This window comes from Sphingomonas sp. ASY06-1R (assembly GCF_052180265.1).
In the GTDB taxonomy this organism is placed as follows: domain Bacteria; phylum Pseudomonadota; class Alphaproteobacteria; order Sphingomonadales; family Sphingomonadaceae; genus Sphingomonas_I.
Map to the genome: position 1 here is coordinate 1,030,579 of NZ_CP197464.1, position 26,051 is coordinate 1,056,629.

24 protein-coding genes are annotated in these 26,051 nt (G+C 63.8%); 14 read left to right on the plus strand and 10 right to left on the minus strand.

All coding sequences use genetic code 11. The features are described 5' to 3' along the window. Nucleotides 1–32: 32 nt before the first annotated feature. The gene (locus ACSBM8_RS05080; RefSeq protein ID WP_442680571.1) at nucleotides 33–1,616 is read right to left on the minus strand and encodes a peptide chain release factor 3; all 1,584 of its coding nucleotides are present in this window, start codon (nucleotides 1,614–1,616) and stop codon (nucleotides 33–35) included. A 112-nt stretch (nucleotides 1,617–1,728) separates the two neighbouring features. Here ACSBM8_RS05080 and ACSBM8_RS05085 point away from each other — a divergent pair, with 112 nt between their 5' ends. The 4 genes from ACSBM8_RS05085 (at nucleotide 1,729) to ACSBM8_RS05100 (ending at nucleotide 5,662) form a co-directional block, all read left to right on the plus strand. Further along, nucleotides 1,729–1,911 (plus strand): CsbD family protein, encoded by a 183-nt coding sequence (locus tag ACSBM8_RS05085; RefSeq protein ID WP_442680572.1) that lies wholly within the window; start codon nucleotides 1,729–1,731, stop codon nucleotides 1,909–1,911. 91 nt (nucleotides 1,912–2,002) lie between these two features. Beyond that, nucleotides 2,003–2,983: a bile acid:sodium symporter family protein gene (locus tag ACSBM8_RS05090; RefSeq protein ID WP_442680573.1), complete on the plus strand. Its 981-nt coding sequence runs from the start codon at nucleotides 2,003–2,005 to the stop codon at nucleotides 2,981–2,983. A 10-nt stretch (nucleotides 2,984–2,993) separates the two neighbouring features. Continuing rightward, nucleotides 2,994–4,931 (plus strand): acetate--CoA ligase, encoded by a 1,938-nt coding sequence (acs, locus tag ACSBM8_RS05095; protein ID WP_442680574.1) that lies wholly within the window; start codon nucleotides 2,994–2,996, stop codon nucleotides 4,929–4,931. Continuing rightward, on the plus strand, nucleotides 4,928–5,662 hold the full coding sequence (locus ACSBM8_RS05100) for a hypothetical protein (protein WP_442680575.1): 735 nt from the start codon (nucleotides 4,928–4,930) through the stop codon (nucleotides 5,660–5,662). Before acs ends, ACSBM8_RS05100 begins: the two co-directional genes overlap by 4 nt. A gap of 72 nt (nucleotides 5,663–5,734) precedes the next feature. On the opposite strand, the gene dnaA is transcribed toward ACSBM8_RS05100, so the two are convergent. From dnaA to mutM, 3 genes are all read right to left on the minus strand, one after another. Further along, nucleotides 5,735–7,141, minus strand: coding sequence for a chromosomal replication initiator protein DnaA (dnaA, locus tag ACSBM8_RS05105; RefSeq protein ID WP_442680576.1), 1,407 nt, complete (start codon nucleotides 7,139–7,141; stop codon nucleotides 5,735–5,737). A gap of 407 nt (nucleotides 7,142–7,548) precedes the next feature. Beyond that, nucleotides 7,549–7,812 carry a 30S ribosomal protein S20 gene (rpsT, locus tag ACSBM8_RS05110; protein ID WP_442680577.1) on the minus strand — a complete coding sequence of 88 codons (264 nt, stop codon included), beginning with the start codon at nucleotides 7,810–7,812 and terminating at the stop codon, nucleotides 7,549–7,551. Between the two features lie 165 nt (nucleotides 7,813–7,977). Next, complete coding sequence (gene mutM / locus ACSBM8_RS05115) at nucleotides 7,978–8,793, minus strand: bifunctional DNA-formamidopyrimidine glycosylase/DNA-(apurinic or apyrimidinic site) lyase (protein ID WP_442680578.1); 816 nt, start codon at nucleotides 8,791–8,793, stop codon at nucleotides 7,978–7,980. Nucleotides 8,794–8,839: 46 nt separating this feature from the next. Between mutM and ACSBM8_RS05120 the strand changes: the two genes are divergently transcribed. From ACSBM8_RS05120 to dut, 4 genes are read left to right on the plus strand one after another with little or no spacing between them, the layout of a single operon-like run. Continuing rightward, nucleotides 8,840–9,583, plus strand: coding sequence for a class I SAM-dependent methyltransferase (locus ACSBM8_RS05120; protein WP_442680579.1), 744 nt, complete (start codon nucleotides 8,840–8,842; stop codon nucleotides 9,581–9,583). Nucleotides 9,584–9,590: 7 nt separating this feature from the next. Next, nucleotides 9,591–11,123 (plus strand): 2-polyprenylphenol 6-hydroxylase, encoded by a 1,533-nt coding sequence (ubiB, locus tag ACSBM8_RS05125; protein WP_442680580.1) that lies wholly within the window; start codon nucleotides 9,591–9,593, stop codon nucleotides 11,121–11,123. Nucleotides 11,124–11,163: 40 nt separating this feature from the next. Then, nucleotides 11,164–11,529 (plus strand): nuclear transport factor 2 family protein, encoded by a 366-nt coding sequence (locus tag ACSBM8_RS05130; RefSeq protein WP_442680581.1) that lies wholly within the window; start codon nucleotides 11,164–11,166, stop codon nucleotides 11,527–11,529. 52 nt (nucleotides 11,530–11,581) lie between these two features. Then, nucleotides 11,582–12,037, plus strand: a complete 456-nt coding sequence (dut, locus tag ACSBM8_RS05135) for a dUTP diphosphatase (RefSeq protein ID WP_442680582.1) — start codon at nucleotides 11,582–11,584, stop codon at nucleotides 12,035–12,037. 96 nt (nucleotides 12,038–12,133) lie between these two features. Here dut and ACSBM8_RS05140 read toward each other — a convergent pair whose 3' ends face one another. Next, nucleotides 12,134–12,757: a glutathione S-transferase family protein gene (locus ACSBM8_RS05140; protein ID WP_442680583.1), complete on the minus strand. Its 624-nt coding sequence runs from the start codon at nucleotides 12,755–12,757 to the stop codon at nucleotides 12,134–12,136. Nucleotides 12,758–12,985: 228 nt separating this feature from the next. Between ACSBM8_RS05140 and ACSBM8_RS05145 the strand changes: the two genes are divergently transcribed. The 5 genes from ACSBM8_RS05145 (at nucleotide 12,986) to ACSBM8_RS05165 (ending at nucleotide 17,771) form a co-directional block, all read left to right on the plus strand. Next, nucleotides 12,986–13,729, plus strand: coding sequence for a HesA/MoeB/ThiF family protein (locus tag ACSBM8_RS05145; RefSeq protein WP_442680584.1), 744 nt, complete (start codon nucleotides 12,986–12,988; stop codon nucleotides 13,727–13,729). After that, nucleotides 13,726–14,037 (plus strand): peroxiredoxin, encoded by a 312-nt coding sequence (locus tag ACSBM8_RS05150; RefSeq protein ID WP_442680585.1) that lies wholly within the window; start codon nucleotides 13,726–13,728, stop codon nucleotides 14,035–14,037. The genes ACSBM8_RS05145 and ACSBM8_RS05150 overlap by 4 nt, the downstream gene beginning before the upstream one ends. A gap of 456 nt (nucleotides 14,038–14,493) precedes the next feature. After that, nucleotides 14,494–16,485, plus strand: a complete 1,992-nt coding sequence (thrS, locus tag ACSBM8_RS05155) for a threonine--tRNA ligase (RefSeq protein WP_442680586.1) — start codon at nucleotides 14,494–14,496, stop codon at nucleotides 16,483–16,485. 216 nt (nucleotides 16,486–16,701) lie between these two features. Then, nucleotides 16,702–17,082, plus strand: coding sequence for a putative quinol monooxygenase (locus ACSBM8_RS05160; protein ID WP_442680587.1), 381 nt, complete (start codon nucleotides 16,702–16,704; stop codon nucleotides 17,080–17,082). Nucleotides 17,083–17,198: 116 nt separating this feature from the next. After that, nucleotides 17,199–17,771 carry a hypothetical protein gene (locus tag ACSBM8_RS05165; protein WP_442680588.1) on the plus strand — a complete coding sequence of 191 codons (573 nt, stop codon included), beginning with the start codon at nucleotides 17,199–17,201 and terminating at the stop codon, nucleotides 17,769–17,771. Between the two features lie 41 nt (nucleotides 17,772–17,812). On the opposite strand, the gene ACSBM8_RS05170 is transcribed toward ACSBM8_RS05165, so the two are convergent. From ACSBM8_RS05170 to ACSBM8_RS05190, 5 genes are all read right to left on the minus strand, one after another. Then, nucleotides 17,813–19,102, minus strand: a complete 1,290-nt coding sequence (locus ACSBM8_RS05170; protein WP_442680589.1) for an adenylosuccinate synthase — start codon at nucleotides 19,100–19,102, stop codon at nucleotides 17,813–17,815. 142 nt (nucleotides 19,103–19,244) lie between these two features. Further along, a complete protein-coding gene (locus ACSBM8_RS05175; protein WP_442680590.1) occupies nucleotides 19,245–20,354 on the minus strand; it encodes an ATP phosphoribosyltransferase regulatory subunit in 1,110 nt (369 codons plus the stop codon). Continuing rightward, the gene (locus tag ACSBM8_RS05180; RefSeq protein ID WP_442680591.1) at nucleotides 20,351–21,550 is read right to left on the minus strand and encodes a DUF418 domain-containing protein; all 1,200 of its coding nucleotides are present in this window, start codon (nucleotides 21,548–21,550) and stop codon (nucleotides 20,351–20,353) included. Before ACSBM8_RS05180 ends, ACSBM8_RS05175 begins: the two co-directional genes overlap by 4 nt. A gap of 91 nt (nucleotides 21,551–21,641) precedes the next feature. Further along, nucleotides 21,642–23,222, minus strand: coding sequence for a phosphoglycerate dehydrogenase (gene serA / locus ACSBM8_RS05185; protein WP_442680592.1), 1,581 nt, complete (start codon nucleotides 23,220–23,222; stop codon nucleotides 21,642–21,644). A gap of 105 nt (nucleotides 23,223–23,327) precedes the next feature. Further along, nucleotides 23,328–24,485: a phosphoserine transaminase gene (locus ACSBM8_RS05190; protein ID WP_442680593.1), complete on the minus strand. Its 1,158-nt coding sequence runs from the start codon at nucleotides 24,483–24,485 to the stop codon at nucleotides 23,328–23,330. Nucleotides 24,486–24,830: 345 nt separating this feature from the next. On the opposite strand from ACSBM8_RS05190, the gene ACSBM8_RS05195 reads away from it, so the two are divergent. Beyond that, nucleotides 24,831–26,045: an acyl-CoA dehydrogenase family protein gene (locus ACSBM8_RS05195; RefSeq protein ID WP_442680594.1), complete on the plus strand. Its 1,215-nt coding sequence runs from the start codon at nucleotides 24,831–24,833 to the stop codon at nucleotides 26,043–26,045. The last annotated feature ends 6 nt before the right edge of the window (nucleotides 26,046–26,051 follow it).

The following is a 26,051-nucleotide window of genomic DNA, read 5'->3' on the forward strand; positions in this document are numbered from 1 at the left end:
GCTAAGCGGTCACGCCGCCGCTTGGAAGAGGCTCAGCGGCGTTCCTTGGTCGCGGCAAAGCGGATATCGGGGAAGCGGCCGGACACATAGTTCAGCTCCCACATATCTTTGGCCATGAACACTGGCGCGCCATCGCGATCCTCCGCCATGGCGGCGCGATATTCGCCGATGAAGCCATCGAGCATCTTGGCATCGTCCGAAGAAATCCAGCGCGCCGTATCCCACGGGCTGGGCTCGAAACTGGCATCGACCTTATATTCCGCTTGCAGCCGGCTGATCAGAACGTCGAGCTGCAGCTGGCCGACCACGCCGACAATCCAGTTCGATCCGATCTGTGGGTGGAAGACCTGCATGATCCCTTCTTCGGCCATGTCGTTCAGCGCATTGCGCAGCTGCTTGGTCTTGGTCGGATCGCCCAGTCGGATGCGGCGCAGAATTTCCGGAGCGAAATTGGGGATACCGGTGAAGCGCAGCTCCTCGCCCTCGGTCAGCGTGTCGCCGACGCGCAGCGTGCCATGATTGGGGATGCCGATGATGTCGCCGGGATAGGCCTCCTCGGCCAGCTCACGATCGCGCGCCAGGAACAGCAAAGGCGAATGGACGGCGATCGTCTTCCCGGTACCGACCTGCGACAATTTCATGCCGCGCCGAAACTTGCCCGCGCATAGCCGCATGAACGCGACCCGGTCGCGGTGCTGCGGATTCATATTGGCTTGCACCTTGAACACGAAGCCGGCGACCTGCGACTCGTCCGGCTGCACCGGGCGCGGTTCGGCCGGCTGGGGCCGGGGCGGGGGCGCATAGTCGGCCAGGGCATCGATAAGCTGGTCGACGCCGAAATCCTTCAGGGCCGAACCGAAATAGACGGGGGTCAGATCGCCGGCGCGATACGCCTCCTTGTCAAACGGCGCATAGCCGGCGCAGGCCAGTTCGGCCTCTTCGCGTAACAGAGCCGCGCCATCGGCCGACAGCAACCTATCGAGATCGCTGTCGTCCAGCCCGCCGACGGGCACGCTGTCGCCCTCGAACGCGCCGGTCGCATCGTCGGCGGGTCGATGCAGCACATTCTTGGCGAGATCGTAAATCCCTTCGAACGTGCCGCCCATGCCGGCCGGCCAGCTCATGGGGCAGACGTCCAGCGCAAGCGCGTCGGCGACCTCGTCCAGCAGTTCGAAAGGCGCGCGGCCTTCGCGATCGACCTTGTTGATGAAGGTGATGATCGGCACGTTGCGAAGCCGGCAGACCTCGAACAGCTTGCGCGTCTGCGCCTCGATACCGCGCGCCGCATCGATCACCATGACGGCGGAATCGACCGCGGTCAGCGTGCGGTACGTGTCCTCCGAGAAATCTTCGTGGCCCGGCGTGTCGAGCAGGTTGAAGGTGATGCCCTCGCGCTCGAACGTCATCACCGATGAGGTGACCGAGATGCCGCGCTGTTGCTCGATCTTCATCCAGTCCGATCGCGCGCGCCGCTGCTGGCCACGGGCGCGCACTTCGCCTGCCGCATGGATGGCGCCGCCGAACAGCAGCAGCTTTTCGGTCAGCGTGGTTTTGCCGGCGTCGGGGTGCGAGATGATCGCGAAGGTGCGGCGTTCGTTATGATCGGGGGATGCCATGATGGCGCGCGCGTAGCAGGCACGCGTCGCGCCGTCACCTCCGCCTGCCGCACCTGCAGGAACAACTATGTGGGCTGGACGGTTTAATTCCCGTCAAGCAAGGAGACATATCATGGGCGAGTTGACTGACAAGATTAAGGGCGTCTCGAACGAGATCGCCGGTAAGGTGAAGCAGGCCGTCGGCGATGCAACCGACCGACCGGATGTGCAGGCGGAAGGCGCCGCGCAGGAAGGTAAAGGCCAGGGCCAGAACCTGAAGGGTTCGGTTAAGGGCGCGCTCGGCGACAAGATCTGACTGGAATGGCCGGGCGTGCGAGCGCCCGGCCACGCATTCTATTTTTCAGGGCTGAGATTGGCATCGTTCCCGGGCCCGCATACGGAGCGCTATGCTGCGCCGGCTGATTCCCGATCCCTTCCTGATTTTCCTGTTAGCAACCGTCCTGTTGGCCAGCTTTTTGCCGGCACGCGGTGCGTTTGCGCAGGTTGTGGGATGGCTTTCGCTCATCACCATCGTGCTCCTGTTTTTCTTCCACGGCGCCAAGCTCGCTCGCGATCAGATCGTGGCGGGGCTCATCCATTGGCGGCTGCACCTCACCATCCTGGCCTGTACCTTCGCGCTGTTTCCGGTGATCGGCATGGTCGGCGTATTGACCCTTCCGTCGCTGCTGCCGCGTGATCTGTGGATCGGCATCCTGTTTGTCTGCGCGCTGCCTTCGACCGTTCAGTCGGCCATTGCATTCGTATCCATGGCAAAGGGCAACGTTCCGGCCGCTATTGCCAGCGCGTCGGCAAGCCAGATGCTGGGCGTCATCCTCACGCCGATCCTGATGGGATTGATGGCAGGCGCCCATGGCGGGGGCGGCATCGGCCTCGGCGGCATCGGCAAGATTGCAGCGCAGATCTTGCTGCCGTTCGTGGCCGGGCATTTGCTGCGTCCCTGGATCGGAGACTGGGTCGCGCGAAACCGCAATCTGGTGAACCTGACGGACCGGTCGACGATCCTGATCGCCGTCTATGGCGCTTTCTCCGCGGCCGTGATCGAAGGGCTATGGCACAAGCTGTCGCCGGAAGCGCTTGCGCTGCTGTGCGCGGTCGATGCCGTTTTGCTGGCGATTGCCCTCCTTCTCACTTGGGGGGCGGGACGGGTTCTCGGCTTTGATCGCGCCGACCGGATCGCCATCCTTTTTTGCGGCACCAAGAAATCGCTTCTTCAGGGCGTGCCTATGGCCAAAGTGCTCTTTCCGGGCGGCCAGACGGGCGTGATCCTGTTGCCGATCATGCTTTTCCATCAGATGCAGCTTATGGCGTGCGCGTTCATCGCGCGCCGTTATAGCGATATGGACAAGGCGGCGGCAGACCGAGGGTGAGAGGGCAGGAATGAGCGACGAGGCGATCTATCCGGTTTCGGCGGACTGGGCGAAGAGGGCCAGGCTCAACGCCGAACAGTATCGCGATCTCTATGCGCGATCGCTGGCTGAGCCGGACGCCTTCTGGCTCGATCAGGCGCAGCGTCTCGACTGGATCGCCTTCCCCACGAAGGCGGACGAAAGCAGCTTTGCGAAGGATGATTTCCGCGTCCGCTGGTTTGCTGACGGCAGCCTCAACGTTGCCGCAAATTGCCTCGACCGCCATCTCGCCGAACGCGGCGATCAGACCGCCATTATCTGGGAGCCGGACGCGCCTTCGGAAGAGCCGCGGACCATAACGTATCGCGAATTACATGCGGATGTTTGCCGCTTCGCCAACGTGCTGAAGGCCAATGGCGTGGCGAAGGGCGACCGCGTCACGATCTACATGCCAATGATCCCGGAAGCCGCGATTGCCCTGCTGGCCTGCGCGCGCATCGGTGCGATCCATTCGGTGGTGTTCGGCGGCTTTTCGCCGGATGCGCTTGCCGGTCGGATCGAAGATTGCGGATCCACCGTCGTCATCACTGCGGATCAGGGGCGGCGCGGCGGCAAGCCGGTCGCGCTCAAGAAGAATGTCGATGCCGCCGCAGAGCGTTCGACGATCGAAACCGTGATCGTCGTCCGTGCGACGGGCGCCGATATCGCCATGCAGCCGGGGCGCGACGTCTGGTATGACGAGGCGATGGCGACCGCACCGGCGGATTGCGAGCCGGAGCCCATGAACGCGGAAGATCCGCTGTTCGTGCTCTACACGTCCGGATCGACCGGCAAGCCCAAGGGGGTGATGCACACCACCGCGGGCTATCTGTTATGGGCCAGCCTGACGCACGAACTGGTGTTCGACTACCGCCCCGGCCAGATCTACTGGTGCGCCGCCGATATCGGCTGGGTCACGGGGCACAGCTATATCGTCTATGGTCCGCTCGCCAACGGCGCGACGACCGTGATGTTCGAAGGTGTCCCTAATTGGCCCGATGCCAGCCGGATCTGGCAGGTGGTCGATCGGCACAAGGTGGAAATTCTCTACACCGCGCCGACGGCCCTGCGCGCGCTGATGCGCGAGGGCGATGCCTTCGTGACCCGCACGAGCCGCGCCTCGCTGCGCCTGCTGGGCTCGGTCGGCGAGCCGATCAATCCCGAGGCGTGGCGCTGGTATCATGAGGTGGTCGGTGACGGCCGGTGCCCAATCATGGACACATGGTGGCAAACCGAAACCGGCGGCCACATGATCACGCCGCTCCCCGGCGCGATCGACCTGAAGGCAGGGTCGGCGACCAGGCCCTTCTTTGGCGTGGAGCCGCAACTGCTCGATAATGAGGGCCATGTCCTGGACGGTGCGACCTCGGGCAATCTCGTCCTCGCGCGCAGCTGGCCCGGCCAGATGCGGGGTGTCTGGGGCGATCCCGAACGCTTTTTCCAGACCTATTTCTCGCATTTTCCCGGCGTTTATACGACGGGCGACGGTGCCCGCCGCGACGAGGATGGTTATTGGTGGATCACCGGCCGGGTCGACGATGTCATCAATGTCTCCGGTCACCGCATGGGCACGGCCGAGGTGGAAAGTGCACTCGTGCTGCACGCCAAGGTGGCCGAAGCCGCCGTGGTCGGCTTCCCGCATGACATCAAGGGGCAGGGCATTTACGCATATGTGACGCTGAATGCGGGCGAAGAGGCCAATGATGCCTTACGCAAGGAGCTGGCCCAATGGGTCCGCACCGAAATCGGCCCGATCGCCACGCCGGACGCCATCCAATTCGCGCCCAGCCTCCCCAAGACCCGCTCCGGCAAAATCATGCGCCGCATCCTGCGCAAAGTCGCAGAAGGCGATGTCTCCACCCTGGGCGACACCTCGACCCTGGCCGATCCGAGCGTGGTGGACGATTTGATCCGGAACAGGATCGGATGACGGCCAAGGCGGCGGTGGACGAGCTTGTTGACCACGACCTGCCGCCAGCCGCAGGTGACATATTGTTCTACCAGACCGCAGCCGGGTCGATCTACGAACAAATGGTTCGTGCCACCGAAACGCTGCATCGTCGCTATTGTGCTGTGAATGGGCTGGATTATCACACCGAATTCGGCGTTCGGCGCGGCCGCTTTCCATGGCAGGCGACGTTCAATCGGGTCGAGATGCTCGGTGATTTGCTTACCGCAAATTTTCGTGGCTGGTTCGTGTACCTCGATGCCGATGCCGTCATTCATCAGCTTGGGTTCGATCTTCGACGCTATCTAGGTAAGCGCAAGCGCTGCGCGATGATCGCCGCGCCCGGCGGTGCTGAGCGCTGGAATGTCAACGCCGGGATATTGTTCCTCAATTTTGACGATCCAGTGGGTCGGGAGATTGCGGTTCGTTGGCGAAATGCAACGCATACAGTCGTGAGCGAACAAATGCTTCAGGCTGCGGCGACGCCATGGCAGCCGCTCCCCAACGGTCTGGAATTTCCCGACGATCAACATCTGCTGCAGATGGAATTGCTGCGCGACGCCGAGCTGGCCGATCGCGTGCTTTTGGAGAAAAGCGGCTTGCTCAGCTCGTCTAACGGCCGGTTCATCAGTCAATATATGCGTGTGCTTGGGTCCCCACTCGATCGGCTGACCCTTATCCAAGAGGCCGTGGCAAAGACCTGCTCGGTGTAAGCTATTTTGGGAAACCTGCTTTGTAGTCCGCGGCGGTGACACGTCCTAACGGAAGGGTGCCGTCAGCACCTATCATCCCTCGAGCTGACGCAGCAGCAAACGCACATCGGCGTCAATCTCGGCGTCCTTCACGCGCAGGGCTTCGATCGTGCGGACGGCGTGGATGACGGTGGTGTGATCGCGTCCGCCAAAGCGGCGACCGATTTCCGGCAAGGAGCGCTGGGTGAGCTGCTTGGCGAGATACATGGCGATCTGGCGGGGCCGAGCCACTTCGCGGGCGCGGCGAGCCGAGCCCATTTCGGTCTGGCGGATGCGGAAATGTTCGCAGACCTTGCGCTGGATCTCGTCAATCGACACGCGGCGCTGGCTGGCGCGCAGCTGCTCGGCGAGCGCTTCCTGCGCGAAATCGAGATCGATCACACGGTTGTTGAGCGTCGCGAAGGCGATGACGCGGTTGAGCGCGCCTTCCAGCTCGCGGATCGAGGCGCTGATCCGCTTGGCGAGGAACAGGGCAACCTCGTCCGGCACCGTGCCGGCCGGCAGCGCTTCCAGCTTCTTGACGATGATATTGTATCGCAGCTCGAAATCGGCCGGATTGATATCCGCAACCAGGCCCCAGGACAGGCGCGACAGGATGCGGCTTTCGATGCCGTCGAGATTCTGCGGTGAGCGATCCGCGCTGATCACCAGCCGCCGGCCGGCCGAGATCAGCTCGTTCATCGTATGGAAGAATTCCTCCTGGGTCGAATCCTTGCCGGCGATGAACTGGACGTCATCGATCATCAGTACGTCGGCCGCGCGCAGGCGCTGCTTGAAGCTGTGCGTGTCCTTGGCGCGCAGCGCCGAGACGAACTCGAACATGAACTTCTCGGCCGACATATAGAGGATCTGTGCCTCCGGATGCCGCGCACGATATTCCTGGCCGATGGCATGCATCAGGTGGGTCTTGCCGAGACCGGTGCCGCCGTGGAGGAACAGCGGATTGAAGGCGAGCTTGCCGCCCTCCGCCAACGTCCGCGCCGCATTATAGGCGAGCTCATTGGCCTTGCCGACGACGAAGCTATCGAAGCTGTAGCGCGTATCCAGCACCGTTCCGCGTGCGGTGGGCACCACAGGTGCGGCTTCCACCATCTCTGGCTCAGGCGCCGCCGCCTCGGGAACGGAGCGCCCGCTGTCTGCGCCAGCCTCGATCACGACGTGCCGAACATGTGGCAACATCGCGCGCCAGGCGGCGCCAATCTGTTCGGCAAAATGGTTCTGAACCCAGGTCGCCATAAAAGCCGACGGCGCGGACAGCCGCACTTCGCCAGCCTCGAGATCGCAGGCTGCAAGCTTGAGCGGCTTCAGCCAGCCGTCAAAAATGCGCTCGCCGCAGCTCTTGCGCAGGCTCGATCGGATGCTGCTCCAGGCCGCCTCGGCCGGGAGTTGATCCGCGTCTAACCCTGCGTCAATCAACTGCGCCACCCACAAGTCTCCCATTCCCGGAACGCCCTTCTTTGGCGCCGGATCCGGCCTATTTGAAAAATTCGACCCCCGCGCGTGCGGCCCCCGCACACGCTAGAACGCACGATCGCTGGTTTGGCTCGAGCCGGAGAATCACCGACCGAACGCAGGGAGTTTAGGTACATCCCGACGCGCTATTCAAGCGCCACAGCCGTCACGATTTTGAAATAAAGAGATTGACAGCGGTAGACCGCCGCTTTTTCCGGCTGTAACTTATAACATGTTGAAAAATAACGCAGAATATCAATCGCAGGTTGTAATGACCACGTCACAATCAAAGAGAATCATTTGAAATCCGCGTGATGCGATCCACTTCGCACCAACAGCAAAAAGCCCGCCGATCAGGATCGGCGGGCTTCGCAAATTCAGGCTGAAAGCGGGCTTCAGCCCAGCGCGGAAACCCGCTTGGTCAGACGTGCAAACTTGCGCGAAGCGGTGTTCTTGTGAAGCACGCCCTTCGATACGCCGCGCGCCAGTTCCGGCTGCGCAGCTGCCAATGCCGCCGCGGCTTCCGCCTTGTCGCCGCTCGTCAGCGCCAGTTCAACCTTCTTCAGAAAGGTACGAATGCGGCTGACGCGCGCACCGTTCACTTCGGCGCGGCGATCGTTGCGGCGGATGCGCTTCTTGGCTTGCGGCGTGTTCGCCATGCGTAATGGACCTCGATCTCAAATGGGATTGCGGCGGCGAGCAGGCTCGCGCCGTGAGGTGCGGCCTCTACATAAGCGTCCACGATTCGTCAACGCTGGCCCCACACGCCTTTATCACGTCGTGTCCGCGCCTTGATCAACGGGCGCTGACAGCGTCCCCGACCATCAGCGTTGGCAGCGCGGACAGAAGAATGTCGAACGTCCGCCATCGACCTGTCGCACAATGATTCCCTGGTCATAGGGGCAGGGCTTGCCGGTCCGGCCATAAACGCGGAATTGCTTGGAGAAATAGCCCAGTTCGCCATCGGGGCGCGCATAATCGCGAAGGGTTGATCCGCCGGCATCGATGGCCGCGTTAAGCACAATCGGGATCGCCGCGGTCAGACGCTTGAGTGCCGGGCCGGAAACCTGCCCGCCCGGCTTGCGCGGGTTGATCCGCGCAAGATTCAGCGCTTCGCATACATAGATGTTGCCCAATCCTGCGACGATCCGCTGATCGAGCAGCAGCAGCTTGATCGGCGCGATCCTGCCCTCGAGCGCGGACGCCAGATAGGCAGGATTGAGTTCTGTCCCCAGTGGCTCCGGCCCGAGCGCGACGAAGGCGGGGAAATCCGGAAGCGCGGCGGTGACGACCAGATCGAGCGATCCGAATCGGCGTGGATCGTTCAGGGCGAGCCGATGCCCCGCCTCAGTCTCGATCAGGAAATGGTCGTGTTTGCCGATCTCGTCGGGATCGATCCGCCACCGGCCGGACATGCCGAGGTGGAAGATCAGCGTATCGCCGCGATCCGTGCCGATCAGGCCATATTTGGCTCGCCGGCCGAGATCGATGACGCGCGCGCCGGTCAGGCGCTGGCGCAGATCGACGGGGATGGGACGGCGCAGGTCGGCGCGACGCGCTTCCACCTGCACCAGCCGCTGTCCTTCCAGCACCGGCCGAAGGCCGCGCACGGTTGTCTCGACTTCGGGAAGCTCCGGCATGTCGCGCCGCTAGCCGATCTTCCGCGGCCCCGCTATGGGCCATCCCATGAGTGATGCCTCGCCCGATACCGTCTCCTTCGGCTATTCCGAAGTCACCCCCGCCGAGAAGACCGCCAAGGTGGGGGAGGTCTTCGCCCGCGTCGCCCGCCGCTATGACATCATGAACGATGCGATGTCGGGCGGCATGCATCGCTTGTGGAAGGACCGCTTCGTCGCCCGCGTGAAACCGCGCCCCGGCGAGCAGATACTGGATGTGGCGGGCGGCACGGGCGACATTGCCTTCCGGATGAAGGCCAAGGGCGCCGATGTCACCGTATCGGACATCAACCCGGCGATGCTGGAGGTCGGCGAGCAACGCGCGATCAAGAAAGGCCTGACCGATCTTGCCTGGTCCGTCCAGAATGCCGAGACGCTCAGCTTCGGCGACGCGACGTTCGATGCCTATACGATCGCGTTCGGTATCCGCAACGTCACGCATATCGATCGCGCGCTGGCGGAGGCGCACCGCGTGCTGAAGCGTGGCGGGCGCTTCTTCTGCCTCGAATTCTCGACCACGTTGTGGCCCGGCTTTGCCGAAATCTATGACGCTTATTCGCACAAGATCGTGCCCAAGCTCGGCAAGGTCATTGCGCAGGACGAGGAGAGTTATCGCTACCTGATCGAATCGATCCGGCGCTTTCCCGATATGGAGAGATTCCGGGGTATGATCGCGGAGGCCGGGTTCGTTCAGGCCAAAGCCGAGCCCATTTTGGGTGGCCTCGTCGCGATCCATTCCGGTTGGAAGATCTGACCGCCGCATGACGCGTCCCGCTACTCATATCTGGCGGCTGCTCCGCTGGGCCCGGATCCTTGCCCGTCACGGCGCGCTGCGCGGGCTGGAGCGTGATCCGAACACGCCGGCACCCGTTCGCCGCCTGATCAAGATCGCGCACATTGGTGTCCGGGTCCCGACGACGCCGCGTTATGCCGATGCCTTCCAGGCGATCGGCCCCGCCGCGATCAAGCTCGGTCAGGCGCTGGCGACGCGGCCGGATCTGGTCGGCGAGGAAGCCGCGCACGACCTCGCCCGCCTTCAGGACGCGATTCCGCCAGTGCCGTTCGCGACGATTCGCGAGGCGATCGAACGCAGTCTCGAAAAACCGCTTGATCAGCTGTTCGCCTCGGTCGAACCAGAGGCGATCGGGGCGGCGTCGATCGCGCAGGTGCATCGGGCGGTGACGCTCGACGGCCGACCGGTGGCGATCAAGGTCTTACGCCCGGGCATCGAGGACGAGATGGCGCGCGCCATCGAGACCTATGAGTGGGCGGCGGCGCAGGCGGAAGCGTTCGGGGGCGAAATTGCACGGCTGCGTCCACGACTGACCATCGCGACGTTCCGCCAGTGGACCTTGCGCGAGTTGGATCTGCGTCGCGAGGCGGCGTCCGCGTCGGAACTGGCCGAACATATGGCGGCCGAACCCGGCTTCGCGGTGCCGGCGATTGACTGGACACGGACGACCAGGCGCGTCCTGACGCTGGAGTGGATCGACGGCATCAAGCTATCGAAACGCGCCGAGCTAATCGCGGCCGGCCACGACATGCGGGCGTTGGCCTCCTGCCTTGTCCGGGCTTTCTTGCGTCAGGCGATCGAGGATGGTTTCTTCCACGCGGATCTCCATCAGGGCAATTTGTTCGCGCTGCGTGACGGTCGGCTGGTCGCGATCGATTTCGGCATTATGGGGCGGGTCAATCGTCAGGCGCGTCTGTGGTTGGCGGAGATCCTGCACGGCCTGATCACCGGGAATTACGATCGGGTCGCCGCGATCCATTTCGAGGCGGGCTACGTACCCGCGCACCATAACCAGGCGGAGTTCGCGACCGCCTTGCGCGCGGTGGGAGAGCCGATCCGCGGCCTGCCGGTAAAGGACATATCGATCGGGCAGATGCTGGACGGGCTGTTCGCGATCACGCGCGACTTCGACATGGAGACCCAGCCCCATCTGCTGCTGTTGCAGAAGACGATGGTGATGGTGGAGGGCGTCGCGACGACGCTCGATCCCGATATCAACATGTGGGAAGTGGCCGGGCCGTTCGTGAAGGAATGGCTGCGCGACGAACTGGGCCCGGAAGCCTGGCTTGCCGAGCGGCTGCGCGCCAACCTCGATACGCTTGTTCGTCTGCCCGATTTGGTTCGGCGGATCGAGGCGCGATACCCGCCTCCGGGTGCCGCGCCGCCGCCGCCGCCGCTGCCGCAGGTCGAGATCGTTGGGACCGGCGGCGGGTGGCGTTATGCCGCCGTGGCGTTAATCTCTGCGATCGTGGGTGCAGCCGCCAGCTGGCTGCTGCATTGATCCAAGCCGTTCGGCCATGGGCCGGGAAGCCGAGGTAAAGATGACCGAGACGAACGTCACCGAACTTCTTGAGGCCAGTATCGCGCGCGTCTGGAATGAGCGTGACGATGATCGCCGACTGCAGGCGATCAACGACATCTATCATGCCGAGGCCTGCATCTATGAGCCCGAGCGGGTGGTGACGGGACATGCGGCGATTTCAAGCGTCGTGGCGGGCGTTCTTGCCGATATGCCGCCGGGCTTCCGCTTCGAAGTCTCCGGCCCCACGCTGGGCCACCATGATGTTGCGGTCACACGGTGGCATGGCGGGCCTCCGGGGCAGATCATCGTGAAGGGGGCGGATGCCGCGCGGATTGTCGATGGCAAGATCCACGAACATTGGTTTTTCTTCGAGCCGTCGGAATAGGCGCCCGGCGGCGGCCTAGCGTCGGCGCAGGGCGTTAGGCTATTGCCAGGCTATGGCTAATCCACTCGCAGGCATCGAAATCCGCTTCAAACGCTTGCCGCATGGGCAGGATCTGCCCTTGCCTACTTACGCGACCGCGCATGCCGCCGGTCTTGACGTGGTTGCGGCCGAATCGCTGATCCTGGAGCCGGGGGCACGGTTTGCGGTCGCCACCGGCTTCGCCATCGCCATTCCGGTCGGCTATGAAGTGCAGGTGCGGCCCCGTTCCGGTCTGGCGCTGAAACATGGCATCACCTGCCTCAACAGCCCCGGCACGATCGATGCCGATTATCGGGGCGAGGTGAAGATCATCCTCGCCAATCTGGGCGCCGAACCCTTCTCCATCGGCCGCGGCGAGCGCATCGCGCAGCTGGTGCCAGCCCCGGTTCAGTATGCGCGTTTCACGGAGGTGGAAGAGCTGGACGATACGGCGCGGGGCCAGGGTGGCTTCGGCTCCACCGGTCGGTAGGCGTCGGGAGATCCTTCCCACGCTGCTACCGTCGGATCATCCCTTCGGATGGATCGTCCTGCGGCGGCGAAAGCCTGATCCAGGCGCTTTCAAGCCTCACGCGTAAGCATAAGGGCCACCCTTTTGCAGCGCCCGCTGATAGGCCGGGCGTTCGTGCACTTTCGCCAACCACGCTATCGTCGCTGGCCGCGATTGATCCAGCCCGGCGCGGGAGCGGGCCGCCTCCACCGGGAAGCTCATCATGATATCGGCCGCCGAAAGGTCATCGCCGGCAAACCAAGGGAATTCGCGAAGCACGGATTCCACGTAATCCAGATGCACGTCGATCATGGACTGGAAGCGTTTGGCCGCTACCTTGCCCAGCACAGGCACTCGCCCCAAAACGAGCTTCGTAAACAACACCGGCATCAGCGAGCCTTCGGCATAATGAAGCCAGAAACGATAGCGGCGTGCCGCCTCGGGATCGTCGGGGGCGCCAAGTTTGCCGCCGGCCTTGCTCACGAGATGTTCGACGATCACGGCTGTTTCGGCAACGACGATGCCGTCATCTTCGATCAACGGGGATTTGCCGAGCGGGTGGATGCGCTTCAGCGCCTCGGGCGCCAGCATGGTCTGCTTGTCTCGCTGATAGCGAATCACTTCATAGGGAAGCCCCAGTTCCTCGAGCATCCATAAGATCCGCTGTGACCGCGAATTTTCCAGATGGTGGACCGTGATCATGACGTTCGCTCCAATGTCGCTCGAGGGTCGGCGGCTCGCGTGCAAGAGGGGAGGCGGCCCGTCAACCGCCGGGCGTCGCCAGGGCTGATCCTTCAGAGAACATCATCATGCTGGTCTGGTATCGCCGATCCACCGACCGCATATCATCGGCAGCCATGCGTCTGGCGACCAGCATTGTCGTCGGCTTCGCGACGAGGGGAAGGAGAGGGGTTTGCCCTTAATCGGACGATGAAAGACGATCAGCTGGAGCGCTATGCGCGCCATATCATTCTCAAGGAAATTGGCGGCGCCGGACAGCAACGCTTGCTGGCGGGGCATGTCGGGCTGATCGGGGCCGGCGGTATCGGCGCTCCGGCAATCCAATATCTGGCGGCGGCCGGGGTCGGACGGTTGACCGTGATCGATGACGATGTCGTCAGTCTCTCCAACCTCCAACGCCAGGTCCTGTTCGCCACGGCCGATATCGGCACGCGCAAGGTGGAGGCAGCTTCGACGGCGGTGGCGAGGATCAATCCGGATGTGGAAGTCATCGCGATCGCACAGCGTCTGGATGGGGACAATGCGATCGCGCTGCTGTCCGACGTCGACGTGCTGCTTGATGGATCCGACAATTTCGGGACTCGGCTGATCGCAGCAGATGCGGCGCGCGAACTGAAGATCCCGCTCGTGTCCGCAGCGGTGGGCCAGTTCGATGGCCAGCTGGGTGTGTTTCGCGGTTGGGAGGCGGATAAGCCCTGCTATCGCTGCCTGGTCGGCAACGCGCCCGACCGGCCCGATGCATCCTGCGCCGATCAAGGGGTGCTGGGGGCATTGACCGGGGTGATGGGAAGCCTTGCCGCGATCGAGACGATTCGCGCGATCGTTCCGTTCGGCAGCGATCCGGCTGGGACCTTGCTGCTGATCGACGCGCTGAACTTTCGGTTCCGGACGCTTTCCCTGCCCAAAGACCCCGGTTGCCGGTGCGCGTCATGACCGGATTGGCGATCATAGTCGCGACCGCCGATGCCGAACGGCTTCAAACCGCGTTGCGCCTTGCGGCGAGCCACGCCGCTTTGGGCCGGCGCACCCGTCTGCTGTTCGATCAAGCGGCCGTACCGGCGGCGCACCTTGGTGGAGCCTTGCTCGAGTCGTGCCTCGAACTGGGAGCAGATATCATCCTGTGTCAAAGCGGATTGGCAACAGCAGGCCTGGAAGCGGACGCGCTGGATGCCCGATTCCAATTCGGAGGGATGGTGGGCTTCCTGGCGGCCCTAGGAGAAGATCGGTTGGTCGTCGTCTGACGGCGCTCCGTCGCTGCTGCTGTTGCGGATCGGGCACAGGGGGGCGCTATTCTTAACGGATGAGTAACAAGAGCGATGACGACACCCGATGTTTGTCGTAGCACAACTTCACGAAACGTTGGCTCTGGCCATGGTTCGGGGAGACGCGGAAGGTCCCGCCTGTCGTGAGACGGAGCGTGTGGGCCCTGCGGCAAAAAGGGGGCTGACGAGCAATCGTCACGCAGGCGCCCGGACTGGAAACAGTCCGGGCGTTTGTTTTTCCATTATTCCTGATTGACGCGGGCTGATGCGGGATTGACTTGATCATCGCCCTGATACGCCGCGCGTAATAAGAGCCTTGTCTTTGCAACGTAGCGCGGCGCGCCCGCCACGATCCAAAGCGTGGACTTCAAGCCCTTTTCGCGGGCATAGGGCGCACCATCTATCTCTTTTCAGCTCACCAGGATCTGGCCCCTTATGTCTGCGATGTTCAAAATCAGCTTGCCCGATGGCTCCGTGCGCGAAGTTGCGCCCGGCACCACGCCGGCTGATATCGCAGCCGCGATCGGACCGGGCCTTGCCAAGGCGGCCATCGCTGCCCGCGTGGATGGCGAGCTGCGCGATATCACGCGTCCGTTCGAGGGCGATGCCACGCTCGCCCTGGTCACCGCACGCGACGAGAAGGACGCGCTGGAGCTGGCACGGCACGATTTCGCGCATGTGCTGGCGGAGGCTGTCCAGAATCTGTTTCCCGGCACGCAGATCACCTTCGGTCCAGCGACCGAAGACGGCTTTTATTATGACTTCGCGCCTGCCGAACGGCCGTTCACGGATGAGGATCTGCCCGCGATCGAGGCCGAGATGCGCGCGATCATCGCGCGCAACGAGCCGTTGGTCCGCGAGGTATGGACGCGGGAGGACCTGATCGCCAAGTGGCGGGCGCAGGGCGAGACGTTCAAGGCCGAATGGGCCGCCGAACTGCCTGGGGATGAAGAGCTGACCGTCTATCGATCGGGCGACTGGCTGGACATGTGCCGCGGGCCGCACCTCGCCTCGACCGGCAAGCTCGACCCACAGGCGTTCAAGCTGACGCGCGTTTCGGGCGCCTATTGGCGTGGCGACCAGAAGAACGCGATGCTCAGCCGCATCTACGGGACCGGCTGGCTCAACAAGAAGCAGCTCGATCAGCATCTGGTGCGGCTGGAGGAAGCGGCCAAGCGCGACCATCGCAAGATCGGCCAGGAGATGGACCTGTTCCATCTTCAGTCCGAAGCGCAGGGCTCCGTATTCTGGCATCCGAAGGGCTTTGTTCTGTGGCGCCAGCTGGAGGCCTATATGCGCCGCCGGCTGGATGGCGCGGGCTATCAAGAGGTCAAGACGCCGCAGTTGATGGATGCGCGCCAGTGGGAGCAATCCGGGCATTGGGGCAAATATCGCGAGAATATGTTCGTCGTCCCCGACGAAATCCCCAATGCGGAGGAGGAAGGCCCGATCCTGTCGGGTCAGGCGGAGCTGATGGCGCTCAAGCCGATGAACTGCCCCGCGCACATCCTGATCTTCCGCCAGGGCATCAAGTCGTATCGCGACCTGCCGATCCGTATGGCGGAGTTCGGCTGCTGCCATCGCAACGAGCCGCATGGCGCGTTGCACGGCATCATGCGCGTGCGTCAGTTCACGCAGGATGACGCGCACATCTTCGTGCGCGAGGATCAGCTGATCGACGAGATCCGCGATTTTTGCGACCTGCTCGACAGCGTCTATCGCGATCTCGGTTTCGAGAAATATGCGATCAAGCTGGCGCTACGGCCGGAGAAGCGTTTCGGCTCTGACGAGATGTGGGACCGGTCCGAGCAGACGCTGCGTGATGCCGTTGCCGCGGCGGGCCGCGCGACCGAGGAATTCGGTTGGGAAGAGTTGCCGGGCGAGGGCGCCTTCTATGCGCCGAAGCTGGAATTCCACCTGACCGATGCGATCGGCCGGACCTGGCAGGTCGGGACGATCCAGTCCGACACCGTGCTTCCTGAGCGGCTGGATGCCTCTTATGTGGGCGAAGATGGCGAACGGCACCGCCCGGTCATGCTTCATCGCGCGATCCTGGGGACGTTCGAACGCTTCATCGGCATCCTGATCGAGCATCATGCGGGCCGCTTCCCGCTTTGGCTGGCACCGGTCCAGGCGGTGGCGGCAACGATCGTGTCCGACGCGGACGACTATGCGCAGCTGGTGGTGGCAAAGCTGCAGGCCGCGGGAATCCGCGCCGAGACCGACACCCGTAACGAGAAGATCAACTACAAGGTGCGCGAGCATAGTCTCGCCAAGGTTCCCGCCTTGCTGGTGGTCGGAAAGCGGGAGGCGGAGGAGGGCACGGTTGCGATCCGCCGCCTTGGCAGCGAGGGGCAGCAAATCCTGCCTCTGGACGAGGCGATCGCGCTGCTCAGGACCGAGGCGACGCCGCCCGATCTGCGCTGAAGTCTGTGTCGATCCGCTGTCATCCTGGCAAAGGCTGACATCATGGCGGGCGCCAAGGATGTCGTCCGGGACCAAGGCTGATGGACACCGGTTTTCGCTGGGTGACGGGGTTCCGTTGCCGCCAGCTTAGGCTGTGATCGATCGCGCTTCCGAGCTAGACTGCCGCCGGGATAGCGGCCGACGAAGCCCCATCCTCGCGGAATGACGGGGGACGCCATGATTGACCGTCGCATGATGATGGCAACCAGTGCCGCCTTTGCCTTTGTCGGCCGTGCCAAAGCGGAGGAAAGGATGCCGATGTACGGACTGATCGGACAGATGAAGGCCGTGCCGGGGAAGCGCGCAGCGCTCGCGGGGATCCTGCTTGAAGGCACGGAAACGATGCCGGGCTGTCTCAGCTATATCATCGCGGAGGATAGGGTTGATGCGGATGCGCTGTGGATCACCGAAGTGTGGGACAGCCAGCAAAGCCATGCCGCTTCGCTGAAACTGCCGGCGGTCCAGGCGGCAATAACGAAAGGCCGCCCGCTGATCGCGGGATTTGGCAGCCGTACCGAGACGCTCCCCTTGGGGGGTAGCGGGCTGCGCGAGAGCTGACCTGGCGGAGTGCCATGCGACGAAATTTGCGCGTTGCTACTAACGATCGGAGAAGCTTGCTCTATATTGAGATCTTGCGACCGGCCGGAGCGACGCCGTGTCCTAGGAGAGCGTCCATGAAGATTGCGCCTATCTTGATTGCGGCGGCATCGCTTGCGGCTCTGGTCGCGGCGCCCGTCGCCGCGCAGCGCGGCGGCCGGGGCGGCGGCTCCCACGGCGGCGGTCCCGGTTTCCATGGCGGCGGCGGCTTCAAGGGCGGCGGTTATCGCGGCGGCGGCTACGGCGGCGGTTATCGTGGCGGTGGCTATCGTGGTGGTGGCTATCGCGGTGGTTGGCACGGTGGCTACCGGGGCGGCTATTATAGCGGCTGGCGCGGCGGTTGGGGTCGTGGCTATCGCGGTTGGGGCGGCTATGGCTGGGGCTATCCCCGCTATGCCTATGGCGATGCCTTCGCTTTCGGCCTGTTCGGCGGCTATGCGCTTGGCGCGAGCCCGTGGGGCTATGACAGCTATGTTTACGACGTGCCGCCGCCACCGCCGCCGGCTTATGGCATCTATGATCGTCCGGCACCGTCGGACTTTGTCGGCAGCACCGATCTCAATGCGGACCGTCCTCCGCCGGTTGATGACCGGAACTGCCCGATGGTCCTTAATCGCACGAGCGACCGCTACGAACCGGACTGCAACTGATAGAAGGGGCTGCGGTCAGTCGATCCGACCGCAGCCCTTGTTCAATCCCTGAACGGATCGCGGACAAGGATCGTGTCGTCGCGTTCTGGGCTGGTCGAAACGATTGCGGCCGGGCAGCCGATCAATTCTTCGATCCGGCGAATATATTTGATCGCCTGGGCCGGCAGGTCGGCCCAGCTGCGCGCGCCGGCGGTGGATTCGCTCCAGCCCTCGATCGTCTCATAGACCGGAACGACCGACGCCTGATCGCTGGGATGCGGCGGCAGATAATCATAATCCTTGCCGTTGAGCGTATAGCCGACGCAGATCTTCAGCTCCTCGAAGCCGTCGAGCACGTCCAGCTTGGTCAGTGCGATGCCGGTGATGCCGGACACCGCGACGGCCTGCCGCACCAGCACCGCATCGAACCAGCCGCAACGCCGCTTACGCCCCGTGACCGTCCCGAATTCGTGGCCGCGCACACCCAGCTTTTCGCCGACCGCATTGTCCTGCTCGCTCGGGAAAGGACCCTGTCCCACCCGGGTCGTGTACGCTTTGGTGATGCCCAGGACATAGCCCGGTGCGTCGGGACCGAGACCGGACCCGCCGGCGGCGGTGCCCGCGATGGTGTTGGACGAGGTCACGAACGGATAGGTGCCGTGATCGACGTCCAGCAATACGCCCTGCGCGCCTTCGAACAACATGCGCCGACCGCGCGCCTTGGCGTCGGCCAGCGTACGCCAAACCGGTTGGGCAAAGGGCAGGAGGAATTCAGCCACCTCGCGCAGATCCGCCATCAGGCGCGCGCGATCGATCGGCGGCTGGCTGAAGCCGGCGCGCAGCGCGTCGTGATGGGCGAGCAGGCGGTCCAGCTCCGGCTCGAGATCGTCGAGATGGGCGAGATCGCAGACGCGGATCGCGCGCCGGCCGACCTTGTCTTCATAAGCCGGACCGATGCCGCGGCGGGTGGTGCCGATCTTGCCGGCACCCGACGCATCTTCGCGCAGGCCGTCCAGATCGCGGTGGAAGGGCAGGATGAGGGGACAGGTTTCTGCCACCTGCAGCGTCTCGGGCGAGATGGTCAGGCCGCGCGCGGCGAGCTTCGCCACCTCGTCGCGGAAATGCCAGGGATCGAGCACGACGCCGTTGCCGATGACCGACAACGTACCGCGCACGATGCCCGAGGGAAGCAGGCTGAGTTTGTAGACCTCTTCACCCACGACCAGCGTATGGCCGGCATTATGTCCGCCCTGGAAGCGCACGACGACGTCGGCCCGGCTTGCCAGCCAGTCGACGATCTTTCCTTTGCCCTCATCGCCCCATTGGGCGCCGATCACGGTGACGTTGGCCATTGATGCTTCCTAGATTAAATCGCTCATCCTGAGGAGAAACGGAGCTTGACGAAGTCCCGTCTCGAAGGACCGCCACGCCATGTCCTTCGAGACGCCATTTCGGCAAGCGTAATGGCGCCTCAGGATGAGCGGAAGGTTTCGTTCAAAAAGTTCGCGGCTCGTCCGCATCGAGAATATGCGTGCAGCCGTGCGGCTGATCCTTTTCCGAAAGCGCCGCAACCGTTGTCCAGCCATCACGGCGCAGCGCCGCCGCGGCAGCGGCATCGTGGCCGACCGGAAGGAAGACACGGCGCGCCGGCTCAACGCCCAGGCCGATATCGACGAGCGGATCGATGAACAGGGAAAAGCCGACTGCGGCTTCCTCCTGCCCGTTGCCGTGGACGATTGTATAGCTGCCGCCGCGCCCGATTTCGCCGGCGAGCCCGCCCCCGAACAGCGAAAATCCGATCCAGCTTTGATATTCGAAGCCGTGCCGCTCGGTCGGGTCGAGCGTGAGCGCGACGCCATCGCCAATCGCGGCCGCAATCGTCTCGATGGCCGACAGGCGCGTATCCAGCATTTGCGCCTGATCCAGCGCCCGCAATTTGGGCAAAGCGCGATCCAGCGGACCGGCAGCAGAGAGCAAGGGCAGATAGGCGTCCGCCCCCGCGGCGGCCAATCCACCGGCATCCTTGGCGTCGAGCAAAGCGCGAACCCGCGACACATCGGCCGGATCGACCGGCCATGCGCCGCCAGCGAGCGTATCGACGAGATCGGGTAGGGTCAGATCGACCGTGATGTCGGTAACACCGGCGGCCGCAAGTGCGTCCAGCGCGACGCGAAGGATTTCGCTGACCGCCGCCACGCTGTCGCTGCCAATCAGTTCTGCGCCTGCTTGTGCGAGCTCCCGCTCGGGCCGCAACTGGGTGGCGCGCAGCTTGATGACCGGGCCACCATAAGCAAGGCGTAACGGCCGAGGGGCGTGGCCCATCCGCGTCGCCGCGATCCGTCCAATTTGTGCGGTGATATCGGGGCGCAATGCCAGCATCCGCTGGGATACGGGGTCGACCATCCGCAGCAGATCTTGCGGCCGGGAGGATTTCAGGCGGCCGACCAGGCTTTCCTCAAACTCCGCCAGGGGTGGGGAGACGCGTTCATAGCCATGGCGTCCAATCGCCACGATAACGCGGTGCATCAGGCGCGACGCCGCTTCCGCTTCGGGCGGGAGGCGATCACGGAGCCCTTCGGGCAGGAGGCCGGGTGCGATGGTCATGTCGCCTGCGCCTTTAGCGGTTCCTTGGCGCGACGGAAGGGCACGTCGAGCGAAAGCTTCGTTGCGGCACGCCACAGCCATTCGAGCGGCCCGTACAGGAAGTAGCGGAACCAGAAGGTCGCGAAGATCAACTGGACCGCAAAGGCGGCAATCCCCAGCAGCAGCGATTCAATCTGCGTGATCCGATCCCACAGATGCAGGCCGAAGCCATAATAGACCGGCACGAAGACTAGGCTCTGCGCGATATAGAGGGTCAGCGTCATCCGCCCCGCCGGGATCAGGCGCTCGAGCAGGCGGCCCGAACCCCACAGCCATAGTTGAACGAAGAGAAGCAGCGAGATCGCCATACCGGCGATATCCAGCCACCCGGCGAGGAGTATGTCGGTCCAGTAATACGGCCCGTGGCGATAGCAGCATGCCCAATGGCGCGCGTAGACCAGCGGTACGATCACTAGAGCAGCGACGATCAGGGCGCCCAGCCGCAGGCGCGCAAAGCGCTCCGGCTCGGCAAAGAAGCGCTCGCGCCCCAGCACCAGACCGATCAGATAGAGGCCAAGGATCTGAACGATCCGGCCGGTCTCAAGATAATAAGACCATTTGCTGACTTTGCCGGCGACGTAATTGGCCTGAACGAGTTCGCCGAACGAGCCGAACAAGGACGGGCGCATGGCGCCGCCATCGTTGTAAAAGAAGGGATCCGCCAGCGCCCAGGCAGCGCCGTAATGGCCCGCGACGATGCGCACGAGCAGGAACGGCTGGAGCAGCAGAAATGCCGCCAATATCAATAACAAACGGGTCGATCGGACGCGGTCGAACGGGATGAGCAGGAAGCCCGCCGTCGCGAGCACCGCGATGATGTCGCCACGGTAGATGAGCGAGTGGAGCCAGCCGACGACGAACAGGATGCCCAGCCGCCAGGCAAAGCGGCCGGCGAACGGCTGACCGCGCCGCCGCGCGCCATCCATCATGATGAAGAAGCTGAAGCCGAAGCAGATTGCCAGCAGCGTGAAGGACTTGCCCAGGAACAACAGCAGCACGCCGTCCTGCACGAGGCTGGGGGTGGGACGGGCGTTATACAGCTCGAAATAGCCGGTCATGTGGACCAGGAAGAGCCCGAACAGGGCGTAGCCGCGCAACCCGTCGACGATGCCGAGGCGGGAAGGCTTTGCGAGAGGAGGGGACGCGTCGGCAGTCATTCAGTCAAGGCCAGCAAGCAGGGAAACCCGTTCGGGCTAGGCCACGCGAAGACGTGTTCGCCTGGCCCTGCCCGAACGGGAAAGCCTTGCCTTACTGGAAATCGAGCGCCTTGACAGTCTTCACGCCCGGCAGCGCCTTGACCTTTTCAAGCGTGGTCGCATCGACCGGCTGGTCGACCGACAGCAGCAATACGGCTTCGCCGCCTGCGGCACGGCGGCCGAGGTGGAAGGTACCGATATTGACACCCGCCTCGCCCAGGGCGGTGCCGAGGCGGCCGATGAAGCCGGGCGCGTCCTCGTTGACGATATACAGCATGCGCTCGGTCAGATCGGCTTCGACCTTCACGTCGAAAATCTCGACGAGGCGCGGCTGCGAGTTTGCAAATAGCGTGCCCGACACCGAACGCTCGCCCTGGCTGGTCTGCACGGACACGCGGATGAGCGTGTGGTAATCGCCTTCGCGATCATGCCGCACTTCGCGCACGTCCAGCCCGCGCTCCTTCGCCAGATGCGGCGCGTTCACCATGTTCACCGTGTCAGAATAGACGCGCATCAGGCCGGCAAGGACCGCCCCCGTGATCGGCTTGATGTTGAGCTCGGCGGCCGCACCTTCGACCTCGATCGAGATCTGGGTGAGGTTGTCGTGCGCGAGCTGCCCGATCAGGCTGCCCAGCTTCTGCGCGAGCGCCAGATAGGGCTTCACCTTCGGCGCATCTTCGGCCGAAAGACTCGGCATGTTGAGCGCGTTGGTGACGCCGCCGCTCATCAGGAAATCCGCCATCTGCTCGGCGACCTGGATCGCGACATTGACCTGAGCTTCGGTCGTCGACGCGCCCAGATGCGGCGTCGAGATGAAATTGGGCGTGCCGAACAGAGGAGATTCCTTGGCCGGCTCCGTCACGAACACGTCGAGCGCCGCGCCGCCAATATGTCCGGAATCGAGGCCCTCCTTGAGCGCTGCCTCGTCGATCAGCCCGCCGCGCGCGCAGTTGACGATGCGCACGCCCTTCTTGGTCTTGGCAAGGTTCTCCGCCGACAGGATATTGCGCGTGCTGTCGGTCAGCGGCGTGTGCAGCGTGATGAAATCGGCGCGCTTCAGCAGTTCGTCCAGTTCCACCTTTTCGATGCCGAGCTCCAGCGCGCGATCGGGCGTCAGGAACGGATCGTAGGCGACGACCTTCATCTTCAGGCCGAGCGCGCGATCCGCGACGATCGAGCCGATATTGCCCGCGCCGATCAGACCCAACGTCTTGTTGGTCATCTCGACGCCCATGAAGCGGTTCTTCTCCCACTTGCCGGCCTGGGTCGACTTGTCGGCTTCGGGCAGGTCGCGCGCCAGCGCGAACATCAGTGCGATGGCATGTTCGGCGGTGGTGATGGAATTGCCGAACGGGGTGTTCATCACCACCACGCCCTTGGCGCTGGCGGCGGGAATATCGACATTGTCGACACCGATGCCGGCGCGACCGACGACCTTCAAGTTGGTCGCATGCTCCAGGATCGCCTTGGTGACCTTGGTGGAGGAGCGGATGGCGAGGCCGTCATAGTCGCCGATGATCGCGGCCAGTTCTTCCGGCGTCTTGCCGGTAATCTCGTCGACCTCGACACCGCGTTCGCGGAAGATCTCGGCGGCGCGGGGGTCCATCTTGTCGGAAATGAGAACCTTGGGCATCATATTTGTCCTGATCTTGAGCGTCGCCCGGGCAGAGGCCGGGGCCGCAAGCGGCATGCGCGACGCTGATTTAGCAGCGGCCCCAGCTTTCGCCGGGGCGACGAATTACGCGGCGCGCGCCGTATGGAAGGCCCAGTCGAGCCAAGGACCGAGCGCTTCGATGTCGGCGGTGTCGACCGTCGCGCCGCACCAGATGCGAAGACCCGGGGGCGCATCGCGATAGCCGGCAACGTCGTAGGCGGCGTCTTCGGCTTCCAGCAGCGCGGCGATCCTCTTGACGAGTGCCAGCTGGGCGGCGTCATCGAGGCCCTCGACCGCGTGATCGGCGAACTTCAGGCAGACGCTGGTGTTCGAACGCGTCGCCGGATCGACCGCAAGATGATCGATCCAGTCGGTCTTCTGCACCCACGCATCGAGTGCGGCGGCGTTGGAATTGGCGCGGTCCATCAAGCCGGACAAACCGCCCAGGCCAAGCGCCCATTCCAGGCTCCAGATACAATCCTCAACCGCCAGCAGCGACGGCGTATTGATCGTATCGCCCTTGAAGATCGTGTCGTTGAGCTTGCCGCCCTTCGTCATGCGGAAAATCTTGGGCAGCGGCCATGCCGGCACGTAGCTTTCCAGCCGCTCGACCGCACGCGGGCCGAGGATCAGCACGCCATGCGCACCTTCGCCGCCGAGTACCTTCTGCCAGGAGAAGGTGACGACATCCAATTTGTCCCACGGCAGATCGGCCGCGAAGATGCCGGAGGTGGCATCGCAGATGGACAGGCCCTGGCGGTCATCAGGAATCCAGTCGCCATTGGGCACGCGCACGCCGGAGGTGGTGCCGTTCCAGGTGAAGACGACATCGGTCGACCAGTCGACGGCGTTGAGATCCGGCAGCTGGCCGTAATCCGCCTTCATCACCTTGGCATCGATCTTGAGCTGCTTGACGACGTCCGTCACCCAGCCTTCGCCAAAGCTTTCCCACGCCATCATCGTGGCTGGACGCGCGCCCAGCATCGACCAAAGGCACATCTCGACCGCGCCGGTATCGGACGCGGGAACGATGCCGATGCGGTGCGTATCGGGCAGCTTCAGGATGTGGCGCGTCATGTCCATCGCATGGACGATGCGGCTCTTGCCAAGCTTGGAGCGGTGCGAGCGGCCGAGCGATGCGCTGGCCAGCCCATCGGCATGCCAGCCCGGAGGCTTGGCGCACGGGCCGGAAGAAAAATAGGGGCGGGCGGGCTTCACGCCCGGTTTCGAAACGTCCGTCAATGTAGTCTCTCCTCACAGAGAGCACGCGCCGCGTTGGGACGGCGTGGCCCGTCGGCGTTTCTAAAGTCCGGCGACCGGCTGTCAATGACGATCCCGCTGTCGGCTGCAGATTCGCCGCATCGGCGAATGCTGCGTGGCGACGACCTGCCTTGCCCCAATGGTTTCAGCGGTAGCGAAAGTCCGTACCTCAGTCATCTTCAGGGAGTGTAGCGCTGCTATCCAATTCCGATCGGCGCCTCATGTTTGCCCCCATGCCGGACGCTCCACGCAAAAGCAGGCGATGGACACGGTTGAATGCGGGGTGTGGCGTGTCGTCGGTTGTGTGATGCGATTTGGAGATGTTGAATGGCACATGCGTTCGAGGCCGAGGCACCGCTGGCGGCTCAGCCGATTCCCCAAGCTGGCCGAGCGCCGAGCCTGGAGCGGATCCTCGCGGAAATCGACGCCCTGATGCCCGTGGTAAATCAGGATGCGGCGCAGGCCGAAGCGGCACGGCGGGTGCCGGCAGAGGTGGAGCGGCGGTTGCGAGAGGCGGGTCTGTATAGCATTTCGGTGCCGCGTAGTCATGGCGGGCTGGAGCTTGATCCGCCGTCGCTGATGAAAGTAACCCAGCAGCTCTCTAGGCTGGACGGTTCAATCGGCTGGTTGCTCGGTAGCGTCCGCACCATGTCGTCTGTCGTCGGCACGCTGTTGAACCGGGACCGCTACGATCAACTCTACCTTCCGGGCCACGATGTAACTTTCAGTGCGGCGGGGCAGCCGGCGGGCACGATCGAGGCGGTCGGCGATCAATGGCGCGTTAACGGCCGTTGGCCATTTGCCAGCGGCTGTACCGACGCCGACTGGCTCGTCGTGCATTGCGTGCTGGTCGAGAACGGTGAGCCCAAGGCAGGCCCGCATCCGGGTTTGCCGGCAACGCGAATGGCACTCATCGCGCCCGATAAGGTGCGGATCCAGGATAGCTGGCACACTATGGGGATGCGCGCGACCGATAGCCAGGATTTGGTCGTGGAGAATGTGCTCGTCCCCACAAGTGATCTGATCGACACCCAGACTGCGCGGCCCTGCGTGCCCGGCGCCCTGTATGCCTCGCCCTTCCAGATTGTGGCAATGAGTCATGCCGCCGTTTCGCTGGGCATCGCGCAGGCGGCATTGGAGGATGTGCTGACGCTCGCCCGCAGCGGACGCCGCCAATTGCATGCGCCGACTGCGCAGAAGGACTCGGAAGTTTTTCATTACGAGATCGCGCAAGCGGATGCGAACTTGCGCGCCGCGCAAGCTTATTCCGATACCTTTACGAAGCGGCTGTGGGAGCGGCTTCAGGCAGGAACTGTACCGCTGGGGCCGCCGCTGCCGGATACGGTGCAAGCCATCGTCTGGGTGACGGAAACTTGCCGCCACGTCGTTCGCACCTGTTTCGAACTGGGGGGCGGAGCCGCCATCTATGATCGATCTCCGCTTCAGCGGCGCCTGCGTGACATCGAAGTTGTTTCGCAGCATGCACTGGTCCAGCGGCGCCATTACGGTGCGATCGGGGCATCTCTTGTGGCGGAGCAATAAGCGCGC